Origin of the sequence: Brevibacillus sp. JB24b (assembly GCF_051713385.1) — a bacterium.
In the GTDB taxonomy this organism is placed as follows: Bacteria; Bacillota; Bacilli; order Brevibacillales; family Brevibacillaceae; genus Brevibacillus_B; species Brevibacillus_B laterosporus.
This window is the reverse complement of sequence record NZ_JBNVQV010000001.1, coordinates 4,092,373-4,107,928: the sequence shown is the minus strand read 5'-3', so window position 1 is coordinate 4,107,928 and position 15,556 is coordinate 4,092,373. Positions and strand designations below refer to the sequence as shown.

Sequence of the window (15,556 nt, the reverse complement as noted above, 5' to 3'; positions counted from 1 at the left end):
TAGAGGAACTCAGTATATCTTTTTCACGGTAATTTTTCGGTACATACTATTAAAAATGATAAAAAAATATACATCCTTATATTATTTTTATCATTATTATTTTATTTTACCTTACAAAATTGTAAGGTTTTTTTATATTGACTTAAAAAATAAATTGTAACTATAATAGTTACCTAAGGAGGTAATTAGATGAAAATTTACTAGATATAGCAAAAAAATTATGAATGGAGAATATACAACTATGAAAAAATTAGTATTAACAGGCGTATTAAGTGTTGGAACTTTATTGGGGGCGAATCTTCCAGGATTAGAGATTATAACAGTTAATGCAGCTAACCCTTCTAGTCTTTCTATTGCAGAGAGTAATTCACAACAAACCGAAGACTTTATAATTGGTTCGATCATAGAATCAGATAGCGATTACGGTTATGTTGTTGTTGAGTACATAAACAACGAAGGAAAAAAGGAGAAAGTTGAGGTCATCCTTTCGGTAGGTCACTCCTATAAAGTAGGAGATAAAGTTAAAGTAAGTAATAAGGGAAAATGGGAACATACAAGAATCGCAGGAAATAATGTAGTGTTGGCTTCAGAAGACTCTATTTCTAAAGTTATTGAGAATGAAACTGAAGACTTTATAATCGGTTCGGTTAAAGAATCAGATAGTAATTATGGTTATGTTGTAGTTGAGTACAAAAACAATGAAGGAAAAAAGGAGAAAGTTGAGGTCATCCTTTCGGTAGGTCACTCCTATAAAGTAGGAGATAAAGTTAAAGTAAGCAATAAGGGAAAATGGGAACATACAAGAATCGCAGGAAATAATGTAGTGTTGGCTTCAGAAGACTCTATTTCTAAAGTTATTGAGAATGAAACCGAAGACTTTATAATTGGTTCGATCATAGAATCAGATAGCGATTACGGTTATGTTGTTGTTGAGTACATAAACAACGAAGGAAAAAAGGAGAAAGTTGAGGTCATCCTTTCGGTAGGTCACTCCTATAAAGTAGGAGATAAAGTTAAAGTAAGTAATAAGGGAAAATGGGAACATACAAGAATCGCAGGAAATAATGTAGTGTTGGCTTCAGAAGACTCTATTTCTAAAGTTATTGAGAATGAAACTGAAGACTTTATAATCGGTTCGGTTAAAGAATCAGATAGTAATTATGGTTATGTTGTAGTTGAGTACAAAAACAATGAAGGAAAAAAGGAGAAAGTTGAGGTCATCCTTTCGGTAGGTCACTCCTATAAAGTAGGAGATAAAGTTAAAGTAAGCAATAAGGGAAAATGGGAACATACAAGAATCGCAGGAAATAATGTAGTGTTGGCTTCAGAAGACTCTATTTCTAAAGTTATTGAGAATGAAACCGAAGACTTTATAATTGGTTCGATCATAGAATCAGATAGCGATTACGGTTATGTTGTTGTTGAGTACATAAACAACGAAGGAAAAAAGGAGAAAGTTGAGGTCATCCTTTCGGTAGGTCACTCCTATAAAGTAGGAGATAAAGTTAAAGTAAGTAATAAGGGAAAATGGGAACATACAAGAATCGCAGGAAATAATGTAGTGTTGGCTTCAGAAGACTCTATTTCTAAAGTTATTGAGAATGAAACTGAAGACTTTATAATCGGTTCGGTTAAAGAATCAGATAGTAATTATGGTTATGTTGTAGTTGAGTACAAAAACAACGAAGGAAAAAAGGAGAAAGTTGAGGTCATCCTTTCGGTAGGTCACTCCTATAAAGTAGGAGATAAAGTTAAAGTAAGTAATAAGGGAAAATGGGAACATACAAGAATTGCAGGAAATAATGTAGTGTTGGCTTCAGAAGACTCTATTTCTAAAGTTATTGAGAATGAAAAATAAAAAAAATTAAATTACAAGAATTCACTAGGAGTGCCAATAACGTTACTAGGATATTTCTGACGGAATATAATAGTTACTGTGATACCGCTTCTTATATATACGATTATATACAAAGAAAAGCATCTTATTGAGATGCTTTTCTTTTCTAATTAACGGGATAGGGTACCCACAGGAAGAGTAAAGAAGTGTGCACGCCTACCTTTACTATATAATCAGAAACGGGTTTAATCACGATCAGGGGCGTAATAGGCCCCTGCAAGGGGGGAAGAATTGGGAGTGAACATAACTCGCCCGAATCGTCTAGTAAGGCGGTAGTTTTTATATTTCGTGAATATCCGTTTCTATGGTCAATCCCTTGGGGAACTGGCTGATTGGGTAAGGATTGCGAGTGGACAGGAGCCGCAGAATAAGTAATATTTCTTTGATGAAAAAGGAATAAATAATGATAATAAAAGAACAAACGTCCGAATTTAGGTTCGGACGTTTGTTTACGTAATGCTTATATTCGGAATCAAACCTAGGGTTAACCTTTAAATAAGGAACTTTGTTGATTACACTAATTCACTACATATATCATTTTCTATTTATAGTTTTTAAAATAACCATTTACACACAATTAGTATTAGTGTATTATGCATCTAGTACACTGATACTGAGGAGGAAAGAAATGAAAACTGAGTTTTCTCCTAATATCCCGATTTATATTCAGGTAATGGAGTGTATCAAAAAGGAAATTGTAACAGGACGCTTAGCCCCGGGTGATAAAATTCCTGCCGTACGTGAATTAGCGGCTGAATTACAAGTAAATCCAAATACAATTCAACGTACATTTCAGGAGTTAGAACGAGAAGGTATTGCTGAGACACGCAGAGGAACAGGGAGATTTGTAACAACTAATGAAGAAAAAATTACAGAGCTACGTAAAGAAATGGCAAAAGAGTTGCTAGGTAATTTTATAAATGGAATGAACAACTTAGGATTTACGGAAGAAGAAATTCTCTCAATACTCCGGTCCTCTTTGGAAAAGAAAAGGAAGGGAAACGAATGAAAGAGTTATTAAAAATTGAAAATCTATGGAAAAGATATGATTTAAAAACAGTGATTCAAGATGTAAGCTTAACAATATCAGAAGGAAAAATTATCGGTCTTGTTGGTAATAATGGCAGTGGAAAAACGACATTATTAAAAATGATTTCTGGTTTACGCTTCCCTTCTAAAGGAAGTATTACCATTGAAGGTAAGAAGGTGGGCTTAGTAACGAAAGAAATCGTTTCATTTATGCCTGATAGTTCTGTTTTTGAAAAGTGGATGACAGTAAAAGATGCTATGTTTTTCTATCGAGATTTTTATACTGATTTTAATTTACAACAAGCAATGGATTTAATAGCCGAGTTTAAAATACCGCTAGAAGAGAACATAAGCACCTTATCAAAAGGAACAACAGGAATATTACAGCTTATATTAACTTTCTCAAGGAAAGCAAAGTTATATGTATTAGACGAACCATTAGGTGGAATTGATCTTATTTCTAGAAAGCATGTATTAGATTTAATTCTTAACTTTTATCGTGAAAATAGTACCATTCTTATTTCAACTCATTTAATAGCGGAAATTGAAAATATATTTGATGAGGTGATCTTTTTGAAAGACGGCAATATTGTATTACATGAAAATGTAGAAGAAATTCGTTTTCACCATGGAAAAGCAGTACATGAGTTATTTAAGGAGGTTTTTGAGAAGTGAATCCATTTTTTCGCTATTTATTTAAGTGTAATAGAAAAAAGATTGCCGTCCTTTATTTTGGATTTATTAGTATTTCTTTACTTCTGTCATTTTTAAAAATAAAAGATACAACATTACTATGTATAGCTGCATTTTCTATTCTTTTAATAGCACTGTCGTCTTTCAATAAAACGATTAAAAATTCTATGATTCGTTATACAGATATCTCAGCTCAAAGAAATATATATGCAAATTTATTTTTCTTCACATCTATGTTTATTTTTTTGTTAGTAATAGGTCTAATTTTTTTAAATTATGACTATGGAATCTTCCAACATGTACTCGCTGTTTTTTTATGGGGAACCGATTTCATGAGTATATTAGTCACTTGTTATTTCATCATAGTAATTACAAAACTGATTCCTATAAAGTCATCAATGAGTAAAATGATTTTATTCATCATTTTCTTTGCTATATTTGTAACAATCCAAATATTAGTATTGGATGTTTTAAGTAATGTAATTACTATAAAGAGTACTGGGTTTATAGATAAAAATGGCTTTATTGATGCATCATTGTATCCTAGTGAAGGATTCACTATTTCAGGTTTATGTTTTAATTGCTTGTTCATAATTGTCCTAGCAGCTATTACAGGTCGTATCATCGATAAAAAATTAGAAATATAAAGCTTTCACTTTAAAAGTAGAATGTATTTAGGAGGAAAAATGATAACATCTAATCCAATGCTAAAAAAAGACAATTGTCATAGAGGGGTGTTTTTGCCCATTCCCCCGAAAAGGGGGAATAAGAACCTTATAAGGCTCACTTCGTTCAGTCAGGGTAACCCTTAACAACCCTAGATTGTATTTTTACAGTATTCTTTATGTTCCCAAAATTGCAATAGTCATACTGACAGTTGAAAAAATGTGGACATTCATACATTATAATGCGTGCAAAAAAATGTAAGGAGTAAGAATATGAATAATTTTTTAAAATGGGAGCCTAAAGAATCTGATATTCCCTTTTATAATGGCACACCAGTTGAATTGACACAAAAAAATTGGTTGTTGACGTTTGGAGCATTAATCTGCTTTCTTTTATTTTTAATAATAATCAGCCTATTTGTTGAAAATGAACAATTGACAAAATGGTTGGCAGTTATTTTATTTCCGCTGGTTTTATTTTGTGGATGGAGAACGGCAGCAGGACGCCAAGCATATGCTCTTTTTAGAAAGATAACTTTGAGAGATTTAGGAATGGTACTAGTTTTTCTACCTGTATCTGTAATTGGTTCCGGACTTTTAGCAGTTGTCGTAAATCTATTCTTTCCAGTGAGTGGTCATCCGGAGATTACGGCAAGTGCTGATGAAGCTAGAACAGCAGCTTCATCATTAGTCTCAGAATTATTGATTAATAACGGTGTTCACAATTTATTTCAGTTGTTTGGGGAAGAACTTATTGCGATTTTACCATTTATTGCTGTAATGCAATTTTTCTATAAAAAAGCAAAATTTAGTCGTAAGAAGGCCATGCTCGTTGCCTTGCTAGTATCATCTATTTTATTTGGATTATTACATCTCTCAACGTATGAGTGGAATTTAGTTCAAGTAATTGTTGTTATTGGGTTCGTACGTATTATTCATACTCTTGCGTATATTGTAACGCGAAATTTGTGGGTATCGTTTATTGTCCACTTCTTGCACGATATGATTGGATTCTTATTGGTATTTTTGGTTGTATAATATGCATTGAACCAGTAAAAGGCTATAGTGATTATTGTTGATAGTTTGAAAAATAAGTCACTAATTATGACACTCTTAAGGGGGTGTCTTTTTTGTGCCTAAAATATGCGAATTCGCATATTTTAGGCACAAAAAAAGCTACTATTGGAGGATGACGGCCAGTAGTAGCTTTAATCCAAGATATTGACTCTAATCTAGACAGGAACTAATAAACGTAATTCAACGGTATATCTGAAAATAATGATTGACAAGTGGGTGCCTCTTTTGATAACATACAAACCACCAAAACGTAATGATTACGATTATCAGTTAGAAATAAAAAACTAATAGAAATGGCTTCATCACTGTAATTGAATTTTTATTTTATCTATTCATTCTGCTAAAGAATAGGAGTTTCATTTATATTTTACTAATGAATAAAATTGTGTGTGAAAATTTTTAAAAAGTGCCATATTTTTTGCGATTTTTAGAAAGAACACTAACATACAAAATAATATCAGTCAAAGAAGTTCGTTTAATTTGAGATGTAAATAGGAGGGTGTTAAATTTGGTACAAGAATACGATAATTGGTGGCAAAAAGGGAATACTGGCGATCAGGAGATGGAAGACAGTCACCAAGAAGGATGGAAAAAGGTAATTGAGCTTATTGACATCGATGATGTGAAAAACCGAGATGTTTTGGATTTCGGTTGTAATCAGGGTGGATTTTTAAGGACATTGTATGATACCACGCCCTTTTATAGCGCTTGCGGGATTGATTTAGCTAAAAAAGCGATTGGGGTTGCAAAAGAACGTGTCGATGGGTATCCGATCGAATATTTTCAAACGGGAGATGCTGCTTCATTAGAAAGAAAGTTTCATACGGTGATCAGCACCTCAGTACTATATCTTATTGAAAATATAGATGAACATTTCCGCATGATTTCGAGTGTATTAAATGATGGCGGAGTCTATTATGCTTCTTTTGCTGATCAATCGAAAAATCCTAGCTTCGATTATATGAAAGAAAAGATAGATCAATTTGGAGCAACAAAAATGCAGAACAAGACGCTTTCTGAGGTAGTGGATAGTCTGATCCAAAATGGATTTTCAGTCGAGCTGCTTAAAGAATACACTGAACCGGTATATAGTGTGACCAATTATAAAGAATTCTATCTATCGGTTGATGATTATATTTTATCTTGTGAAAATTCTTATCTAATCAAAGCAAGGAAAACAGGAAGTAACGCTTAAAATGATTACGGCACATTGCCAGAAAGCGGTAAAAAAGATCATGTGAAATAAAGGTAGTTAAAATCATAAAGGATACAAGCTCTAGCTTGAGAAAACACGATCGATTATGCGGTACGACTCTATGGTATGTATTTCGTGTACTGCTGAAGATGAATGAATGACCGATTTCCTGAGATCTTACGGCTGTTTGAGCGCTGGCTGCTTGTTCTCAAGTTCGAAGTGTTGCTTTGAATGAATCAACCGATTTCATCCTTGTAGAAAAGCGGTATGGGAAATGGCCGTCCGCCTTGCAAAGCAAAGCTGTGCATCTTAACAGTGCGAGGGTATGAAGTGGCACCATTTGCTTGCTCATCCCCTCGAGTTTTGCTGCGGACAACGACTTTTCCCTGCCCAAGTTTGGTTTGCTGTAAAAAACACACAAAGGGGTACGCTTGTTCTTCAGACGATGTTGTCCTTTGAGTAGGAAATGTGAAAGGAATAATGATAACAATGAAAAAAGTGTTCGGGATTGTAATTTCTATGCTGGCTGCCATTTCTCTTGTGGGCTGCTCTTCTAATAATCAGGATGTATCAAAAAAAGATGAGAAGGCGACAGTAAATATCGCTATTTCAAACGAGTCAAATGCTCAGCAACTAGATGCTACTTCTTATGATGCAGATATAGCTCTATATGGAGCAGTTTATGAGCCTTTAGTCGAATATGGCGAAAAAGGAGCCTTCAAGCCTGGTCTAGCTGAGTCTTGGGAAATATCAGAGGACGGGAAAAAATATGTATTTCATCTAAAAAGGGATGTCAAATTTTCTGACGGCAGCGATGTAAATGCGGAGGCTGTGAAATTTACTATTGATCGAGCAAAAGCAAAGAATGAGACAAGTGATTTACAGACTCTGACAAATTTGGACAAAATCGAAGTGATCGATGATGCGACAGTTGCAATGCATTTTTTAAAAATTTCCAATCAAGTATTAGCTGAGCTGTGTCAGACTCGTCCATTAAGAATCATGAGTCCGCATTCTGTTGAGGGTGAAAAAGTTGATGGAGCATTCAAAGAGGCAATTGGTACTGGGGCCTTTACTGTGAAGGAAATCTCTGCAGAGCAAGTGCTGATGGAGCCAAATCCATATTATAATCATGAAAATCCAGTGAATTATCAGGTGAATTTCAAGACGATCGGAGATGGAAGCTCACGTACTTTAGCGCTTAAAAGCGGCGAGGTCGACGTTATCGGAGGAACATTAGGCAGTATCACGGATAGTGACATCAATTCATTGAGAAAGGATAAATCTTATCATGTACATAAATTCGAAGGAACGATGTCGCATTTTCTAGCCTTCAATCCTGATAATCAAGTATTGACTTCCACTATCCGTAAAGGGATCGAATTGGCCGTCAACAAGTCTACATTATCGGATAAAAAGCTGGTTAGCTTATTCCGGGAGAACGTTAAATATGTTTCTACGGATAATCAAGAGAACATCCCGTATGATCTTAACAAAGCTAGAAGTATGTTTGAATCAGAGGGCTACGTGGAAAATGCAGAGGGTTATTATGAAAAATCAAACAATGTGCTTGCATTTGATCTAGTTATCCAAACAACAGAATTTCCCGAATGGAAAGAACAGGCGGAAATTATTGAAAGCGACTTGAAAAAAGCTGGGGTAAAAGTAAATATCAATATCTTTGATAGCGAAAGCTACTATGATGTTTTATGGAACACGAAAAAGTATGACATGATTTTTTATCGTACCTATACTGATGCACTGCTGCCTTATAATTTCTTGAACTCACTTTATCATAATACTGCTGAGGGACATGGAGTTCTTGCAAATGACGAGAAATTGACGAATCTACTAGATGATTTTGCAGTTACAATCCAAGAAAAAAAACAGCAAGAGATATTCGACAATATTTTTAAACGTATTTCTGAAGAAACACTTGCTATTCCAATCGATTACAAAGATGAAAAATTTGTTACTTCAAGCAAAATTTCAGAATTCCATTATTCTGGCTTATCCGATGCACCAATCGATTTTAAAAAACTTGTGGTGAAATAAGATGAATAAAGAGTTTTTTTTCTGGAAAACTCTGCGTTTAGTCGTGAGTTTGCTGCTTTTTTCCTTTTTGCTGTACGAGCTTCTCTCCTTTTCGACAGGCGATCCAGCATTAGGTGTTCTCCGAAAGCTGGGGGTCCAACACGTATCCCAAGAAGCAATTGAAGAAATGAGAACAAGGCTAGGGATCGACGGCAACTTTTTGGAACAGTACTTTCGCTGGCTACTCAATAGTTTAAAGGGGGATTTTGGAGATTCCTTTATGACAAATACACCGGTTTTGCAGACCATTGCAGAAAAAGCTACGGTCACTTTGAAATTGATCGGAATCTCCTTTGTTATTTGTATTGTTTTTTCTCTAAGTTTGGGAGGCATGATCGGGAATTTTCCTGCTTTGAAATGGCTGAGACAGCTTCTTTCTGTAATTTTGTCGTTTCCTATTTATTGGATCGCTATATTGGCTATCTTTATTTTTGGAGTCCAGCTAAAATGGTTCCCTTTTGTAGGCAGTAGTTCTGGCAGGCATCTCATCTTACCTATATTCGTTATCTGCTTTTCTGAGGGATGTTATCTATCCAAAATGGCAAGTGATTTAATTGTATCTTCAGCAACCAGCGAGCAGCAGATTATTGCCAAGTTTAGGGGGATCAAGTGGTATTATCGGTTTTATTATCAATTAAAGGAATTGTTCGTACCACTGATTTCTCTTTACGGCAATAGCCTGATACATCTTTTCGGAGGGACGGTTATGGTCGAGATCATATTCAGTATTTCTGGCTTAGGAAAGCTTTTGATGAGTGCCATCTCCACGAGAGATTATCCAGTTATTCAAGGGATCACCTTGATCATTGCTTGCGTTACCTTTTTATTGAATTATTTCGTCGATTTATTGATCCAAAAAATTGATATGAGAATACAACTCGATCAAGGAGGAGAATGATGAAGAAGCATATCGTTGTTTTTTTCGCTTGTTGCGTTGTTCTTGCCCTTATCTTCATTCAATTAAAAGACCCTTATGCTATCGAGAAGAGCAATAGTTTGCACGGGATGAGCTGGAGCCATTGGTTTGGGACAGATTATTTGGGAAGAGATTTATTTAGTCGGACTTTTTATGGCAGCTTCTATTCTTTGCTGCTGGCCATTTGTTCTTTGTTCGGAGTCGTTTTGGTCAGCTTGATACTAGGTGGGATATCAGGTCTTGTTGGCGGGATGGTCGATTCCAGTATAACGACCATTGCGGATATTATGATCAGTATCCCATCATTGATTTTGACGCTGGTTTTTACAGGACTCTTTTCAAATTCGATTTTTACTGTAATGGCTGCGCTAATCATAAGTTGGTCAGGCAAGTACATCCGCTATATCCGAAACTTAGTTCTGAATATCCGCAAAGAAGAATTCATCCTTTTGGCTCCTTTGAGGGGATCGTATGGAAAGCATACATTGTTTTACCATATCATTCCTAATATTTTTGCAGAATTACTTTCCTTATTTCTAACCGATATCGGCAAAATCATTTTGAGTATCTCCGGACTGTCTTTCTTAGGCATAGGTGTACAACCGCCAACACCAGAACTAGGAACGATCCTTTTTGATGGAAAAGCCTACTTCTTCGTAGCGCCATGGATATTTATTTTTCCGGGAATCATTTTGAGTGCGATCGTGCTCATAACTCAATTCATCAGCAGCAAAATCAGGAAACGGTGGGGAATAGCCTATGATTGATCTGTCCAATTGTTCTGTCTATTTCAAAGATCAAGCACTGCTAAAATCGATCTCACTGTCGGTTTCTAAAGGCGATTTCTTTTGCCTGATCGGTGAAAGCGGGGGTGGGAAAACCTTACTGAGCAAAACGATATTGGGCTTTTTGCCGAAAGAATTTCGTGTCAGCGGCTCTATTCAAAGTGATCGGGAAAAGATGGAGATAATCCTGCAGAATCCAATTGGGAGCATGCAAAGCAATGTTCCCGTGGAAACTCAATTTCATCATCTCTTAAAATCCAGAGGTATGAAAAATAGAGAAGAGCGTGAAAAGGAAATGCTTCAAGTTCTAGGCTGGGTAGGTTTTTCCGATAGTTCTAGTTTGCTTGCCAAACGTCCTTTTCAGTTGAGCGGAGGAATGTGCCAGAAAGTGGCACTGGCAATGGCTCTCGTTTCTGATCCGGAGATCATCATTGCTGATGAAGCCACCAGTGCTTTGGATGAACAAAGCCAGGAAACGATTCTAAATCTTCTGCGGGGAATTTACGAGAAAAAGCAAATGACCATCTTTTTTATTACCCACGACTTAACGATCGTGAAGAAATATAGTACGCACATGGGTATCATAAAAGATGGACGATTGATCGAAGCCGGACCAACAAATCAAGTCCTCAGTAAGCCGAAAGAAAAGTATACGAAGGAGTTAATCGAGATCTTTGAAGGAAAATACTAGTTTATTAAAAATCTCTCAACTGACCAAAACATATGGAAACCAATTGATTTTCAAAAATTTGGATCTTCTCGTTGACACTGGCGAGTGGGTAGGAATAGTGGGTGAAAATGGTGCTGGGAAATCTACTTTAGTTAGGATTATAATGGGATTAGAGAAATATTCCCATGGACAAATTTATTTAGAGGGATGCACTATGGCAACTTTTTCTGAGAAGGAGTGGGTCCAGCAGATTCAGTTAGTGACCCAATATACACGGAGAGCTTTGGATCCCACAAAAACAATAAAACAACTATTATTTGAACCGTTAAAGCAGTTCCAGCTTGCCCGCAAAGAGGAATATCTGCCAAAAGTCGAATCGGTTCTTTCTCGTTGCAACTTGTCCGTTGATATACTTGCTAAGAGATCGTTGGAAATAAGCGGAGGCCAATACCAAAGAATCTGTATCGCTTTAGCTTTGCTCGTACAGCCTAAGCTCTTGATTTGTGATGAAGCAACGTCTAGTTTAGACAAGATCAATGAATTGTGGATCATTAAATTATTAAAAGAACAGGAAAATATGGCAGTTCTCTTTATATCACATAATAAGAAGCTTTTAAAAGCAGTTTGTGATCATTCTATTCAGCTAGAAGACTATAAATAAATTAGGGAGAATTTAACTAATCCTGTGTTTTTCAAACCGTTTCTCATAGTAAGTAACTAAGATAACTTATTTCAATGATTTGAACTAAAGGGGCGTGGTTACAAAAAAATAAGCCTTCCTTAAAAAGGGGAAGGCTTATTTGGTTTGGACAGCTGAAAATCCCTTGGAATTATCTTTTCAGGATAATGTATGAAACATTAATGAGTATAGATTGTCAGGATGGAATGCCACCAACATTTGGAATTTGTACGAAAGGAAAGAGAGTTGTAAATTACCTCGGGAGGTGGGAGATCTAAACAAAGTTATGAGGTCTTAAAGAATAGATGGCTTTCCTATACCCTCGTTGGTATCAAGGATTATAGTCTAACACTTTATTATCTCAAGAAGCTTCCTGCGCTTATTCTTGTCCATGGCTAATGAATATTCATGAAAATTACAAATACCGAGCGATAATCCGAACTAACTTTGCAGGGAACTCATGTAAATTTGTAATATCCAAAAATCTTTCATTCCCATAGATTTTACTAATCACATCCTTGTCTTGACCTATTGCGGCTGCAAGAAAAGTAATTCCTTTCCGTTCATATTCCTGTATTGTCTGTTGCATATCTTTAACAGCATAACTTCCGGTATAGTCATCCATTGCTTTAGGTTGTCCGTCACTTATGCTAATCAACAGTTTTGTCTTTTTGGGGGAAACGGCTAACCGTTCCGCCATAATTCTAAGAGCCATTCCATCGCGATTATTACTTCTGGCATGAATCTTCATTAACCTGAAGCGATCAGTGGCATCCATTTTATCAGAGTCGGCATATGCAAAGATGGACATTTGCTCCATCTTGGAAACATCCGCAGTATCGCCGTAGATCAAAGCGGGAATATTACAAAGCTGACAATATTCATATACCGCAATTACTGCTCGTTTTGCTGCCTCTAATCTCCCGTAAGCTGACATAGATGCGGATTCATCAACCCTTAGACCAACCACAAGAGAAGGGGATTCAGTTGGAGGACGTTTCTTGGCAAAATACTTGTAATCCCTATAAGCAACGCTGTCTGCTTGAAATTTGCTGCCATAGTAACGATTCCTCGTAAAGTCGGAAGACACCTCATGTTCTAAGTAGGGAAGTGTCTTTCTGGCAATCTCTTGCACGATAGGCATGAGTCTCTTACTTAGACGGACATATTCCTGTTGGTTTTCCAGATCGTAGTCTGGACGGTGAACAATGAGCTTTACTTTTTTATGAATTGAATCGGAAATAACCTCTCTTGCATCTTGATTCAGCTTTTTACGGAAATCGCGTTCCTTTTGTCTCGCATCCTCTGATATTGATTCAGGATTTGCCTGATGATATTTGGGAGAGCCATTGTCCCCAAAACCTGAACTTTCCATTTGGGTAGAATCATCAGAGACACGGGAAGAGCTTTTGTCACTATCGGCAGATTTTTTCAATGCGATTCCCTTTTCCTCTACATTGTTATCTTTGTCAAAAACAGTGTCGTCAATATCTCCCCATGTCCTGATCTCTATGGCATCGTCAGATTTTCTTTTTTTTTTGTTCAATCTGGGCTTCTTCTAAGCTGGCAATCAAACCATGATTGTTAAGTGCTTCTTCCAAAAGTTTAATTTCTTCCGAATCGGTTGTTATCTTGTAGATGACCTTATGATAAAGGGATTCTGTTGCGGAAGCTCCTCCGGCAATTGCATCTGCCCAGTAGAAAAATGAACGCATTCCAGCCACGCCCTTAATCGCATTGGCCCGAGCTGTTTTGTCCAAAGTCATAACGATATCCGCTAAAATACCCAACATCTTTTCATCTTGAAAGCCGGTTTTGGCCACCACACGTTCTATCATGATTTCTTTGGTCGGCAGGTCCATCTTTTCCGTATGCTGAACCCTGTCGCGCAGCGCTTCGTTTAACGGTCTGGTTCCCGCATAACTACGGTTTGTTGTGATAACCGTTATGAAGTCTGGGTGCCTGCGTATGATTTCGGTGGGAAGATTGATGCTGCCATCCAGCTCCAAGGCAGAGTTTAATGCCATTAATACAGCAGCATCACGAATAACGTTTGGTTCTTGGATTTCCAGAAGATAACCTTTTTGATAGGCTCTGACAATCTCCGAAGGGTAAAATCGGTACTCAACCGCTTCGCCATCGGTGTTTTCCGCTACAAGCTTCAGTAATTGCTTCATCTTTAAGGCAGCCTGTTCCTGTGTAATCCCCAGTGCGTCCATCAAAATTTCAGTTACGCTTTGAAACCCATCGCTTTCATATAATGCTTTCAATACGGTTTTTTCTGCAGGTTCCATTTTCTCTAAACGTTCAGAAGAAATCACCGGCAAAATAGCGCCAATAATGTCCGATTTATCCATATCGGCAAAACAAGTCACTTTCGTATATGGTAGCCCGAAATTAGCCGATAATGCTTTTGCTAGTTGTGTTTTACCAGAACCGGCGTCACCTTCCAACAAAATATTGGCGATTTTCATTTCCCCGCGATTCCAGTTGCGCTTTATTTCTTTACTAATACGCCGTTCTTCTTCGCTGACCTTATGAGTTAATGGTTTTTTCCAGATAAGCTTTTTTTCTGAATCAGTCAGCTGTCTTTCAGGTGACAAATAATATTCTCTATATTCATTCATCACATTTTTCCTCCAATTCGTCATAATGCTGTGCGTTTCTCATCTTGCTCCTTTTCTGAACCATAAGAGGGAACAGAAAAGACGCACCGATAATAATCAAAACTCCGCTCATCACATATACCGCAACCAGGGAAACTGTATTCTTCAGATAGCCGGATATAAACATGCCAATCACCATCATCCCCATAAAAACAGGCATGATCGCTCCAGATACCCGGCCAATAAATGCCCCTTCTGTATTACGTACAATAAGCGTCTGGATTCCGCCCTGAATACAAGGGAAAAAGAAACCACTGATCACCAACAGAATAATTGTCAGCCAAATCATTGTAGAAGCGCCTATTCCAATCGTACAAACGGCAGTGACAAGCAAGCCTAACATGAGCAACAGCTGTGGCTTCACCTTTTTGGATATCCCTATCATGACAGCTCCGCCTGCCAACATGGCTGCCCCATTGGTCATAACCAACCACTGCAGAAATTGTTTGTCCTGTCCCAAATTCTCGATGACAAGGAAGATCTGAAGCGGTTGAGTCAGTCCTGACGCCAATCCGACAGCAGAAAAAGTCAAGCAGAGTGTTCGTAAGGATTGATTGGACCCGATATAGCGCAGCCCGGCCTTCAACTCCTTTATGAAGCCGCCTGCATCGCCAGACTTCGGTTCCTCCGCGTCACGGGGAAGCGTCGCTAATACAAGGGAAGACCCTAGGAACAGAACGACCGTCAGAATCAGGGAGGCATTAATTCCAAACTGTATGAAAATAAACGTGCCGATGACCGGACCTAAAACCATAAAGACAGCGACAAGAGTTTGGGACATTGCCATCACGCCCTGCAGTTGTTCAACTTGCACATGCCGCTTGTACAGTTTCATGGCCGAGGGCTGAGAAAATTGAGACAGGCTGGCGGAAATAAATGTTCCGATGAGAAGTGCAATCCATCCACCATTCATGAGTGCAAGCAGAACGGCCCCAACGGACAAGGCAGACAGCAGATCGCTCCAAACCATTGTCCGTTTCGGCCGCCATCGGTCGGCAAAGGTCCCTCCAATAAGGCCGAATAGAAAGATCGGAGCGAATTCCGCAACCGAAATCAGTGATACATAAACCGGATTATTATTCGTCAATTCGCTAACAAAAAGAAGGACGGCATAATTCCGGATCCAAATACCGAACTGCAGCAGCACTCGGGAGAGGATAATCGTTCGAACATAACGATTAGAAAACATT

14 protein-coding genes are annotated in these 15,556 nt (G+C 37.4%); 11 read left to right on the top strand and 3 right to left on the bottom strand.

Features of this window, described 5'->3' with window-relative positions; translation table 11 throughout:
* Positions 1 to 241 precede the first annotated feature (241 nt).
* The 11 genes from ACQV1I_RS19310 to ACQV1I_RS19260 all read left to right on the top strand — a co-directional run bounded on the left by ACQV1I_RS19310 (position 242) and on the right by ACQV1I_RS19260 (position 11,682).
* On the top strand, positions 242 to 1,858 hold the full coding sequence (locus tag ACQV1I_RS19310) for a hypothetical protein (protein ID WP_438769672.1): 1,617 nt from the start codon (positions 242 to 244) through the stop codon (positions 1,856 to 1,858).
* Positions 1,859 to 2,525: 667 nt separating this feature from the next.
* On the top strand, positions 2,526 to 2,906 hold the full coding sequence (locus tag ACQV1I_RS19305) for a GntR family transcriptional regulator (RefSeq protein WP_018674047.1): 381 nt from the start codon (positions 2,526 to 2,528) through the stop codon (positions 2,904 to 2,906).
* Positions 2,903 to 3,601, top strand: coding sequence for an ABC transporter ATP-binding protein (locus ACQV1I_RS19300; RefSeq protein ID WP_094701014.1), 699 nt, complete (start codon positions 2,903 to 2,905; stop codon positions 3,599 to 3,601). The genes ACQV1I_RS19305 and ACQV1I_RS19300 overlap by 4 nt, the downstream gene beginning before the upstream one ends.
* Positions 3,598 to 4,266, top strand: coding sequence for an ABC transporter permease (locus ACQV1I_RS19295; RefSeq protein WP_116334897.1), 669 nt, complete (start codon positions 3,598 to 3,600; stop codon positions 4,264 to 4,266). Before ACQV1I_RS19300 ends, ACQV1I_RS19295 begins: the two co-directional genes overlap by 4 nt.
* 291 nt (positions 4,267 to 4,557) lie before the next feature.
* Entirely contained in the window at positions 4,558 to 5,322 is a 765-nt protein-coding gene (locus ACQV1I_RS19290; protein WP_116334896.1) for a CPBP family intramembrane glutamic endopeptidase, read from the top strand.
* Positions 5,323 to 5,869: 547 nt separating this feature from the next.
* Complete coding sequence (locus ACQV1I_RS19285; RefSeq protein ID WP_094700816.1) at positions 5,870 to 6,556, top strand: class I SAM-dependent methyltransferase; 687 nt, start codon at positions 5,870 to 5,872, stop codon at positions 6,554 to 6,556.
* 489 nt (positions 6,557 to 7,045) lie between these two features.
* Positions 7,046 to 8,611 (top strand): ABC transporter substrate-binding protein, encoded by a 1,566-nt coding sequence (locus tag ACQV1I_RS19280; protein WP_116334894.1) that lies wholly within the window; start codon positions 7,046 to 7,048, stop codon positions 8,609 to 8,611.
* Position 8,612: 1 nt separating this feature from the next.
* On the top strand, positions 8,613 to 9,548 hold the full coding sequence (locus ACQV1I_RS19275; protein WP_116334893.1) for an ABC transporter permease: 936 nt from the start codon (positions 8,613 to 8,615) through the stop codon (positions 9,546 to 9,548).
* The gene (locus ACQV1I_RS19270; RefSeq protein WP_116334892.1) at positions 9,548 to 10,333 is read left to right on the top strand and encodes an ABC transporter permease; all 786 of its coding nucleotides are present in this window, start codon (positions 9,548 to 9,550) and stop codon (positions 10,331 to 10,333) included. Before ACQV1I_RS19275 ends, ACQV1I_RS19270 begins: the two co-directional genes overlap by 1 nt.
* Positions 10,326 to 11,042, top strand: a complete 717-nt coding sequence (locus tag ACQV1I_RS19265) for an ATP-binding cassette domain-containing protein (protein WP_116334891.1) — start codon at positions 10,326 to 10,328, stop codon at positions 11,040 to 11,042. Before ACQV1I_RS19270 ends, ACQV1I_RS19265 begins: the two co-directional genes overlap by 8 nt.
* Positions 11,026 to 11,682, top strand: coding sequence for an ABC transporter ATP-binding protein (locus tag ACQV1I_RS19260; protein ID WP_116334890.1), 657 nt, complete (start codon positions 11,026 to 11,028; stop codon positions 11,680 to 11,682). The genes ACQV1I_RS19265 and ACQV1I_RS19260 overlap by 17 nt, the downstream gene beginning before the upstream one ends.
* A gap of 433 nt (positions 11,683 to 12,115) precedes the next feature.
* On the opposite strand, the gene ACQV1I_RS19255 is transcribed toward ACQV1I_RS19260, so the two are convergent.
* The 3 genes from ACQV1I_RS19255 to ACQV1I_RS19245 are packed head-to-tail and all read right to left on the bottom strand — an operon-like array spanning position 12,116 to position 15,555.
* Complete coding sequence (locus ACQV1I_RS19255) at positions 12,116 to 13,246, bottom strand: vWA domain-containing protein (RefSeq protein ID WP_236645883.1); 1,131 nt, start codon at positions 13,244 to 13,246, stop codon at positions 12,116 to 12,118.
* A complete protein-coding gene (locus ACQV1I_RS19250; protein WP_116334889.1) occupies positions 13,221 to 14,327 on the bottom strand; it encodes an AAA family ATPase in 1,107 nt (368 codons plus the stop codon). Before ACQV1I_RS19250 ends, ACQV1I_RS19255 begins: the two co-directional genes overlap by 26 nt.
* Positions 14,320 to 15,555 (bottom strand): MFS transporter, encoded by a 1,236-nt coding sequence (locus tag ACQV1I_RS19245; protein WP_116334888.1) that lies wholly within the window; start codon positions 15,553 to 15,555, stop codon positions 14,320 to 14,322. Before ACQV1I_RS19245 ends, ACQV1I_RS19250 begins: the two co-directional genes overlap by 8 nt.
* Position 15,556 lies beyond the last annotated feature (1 nt).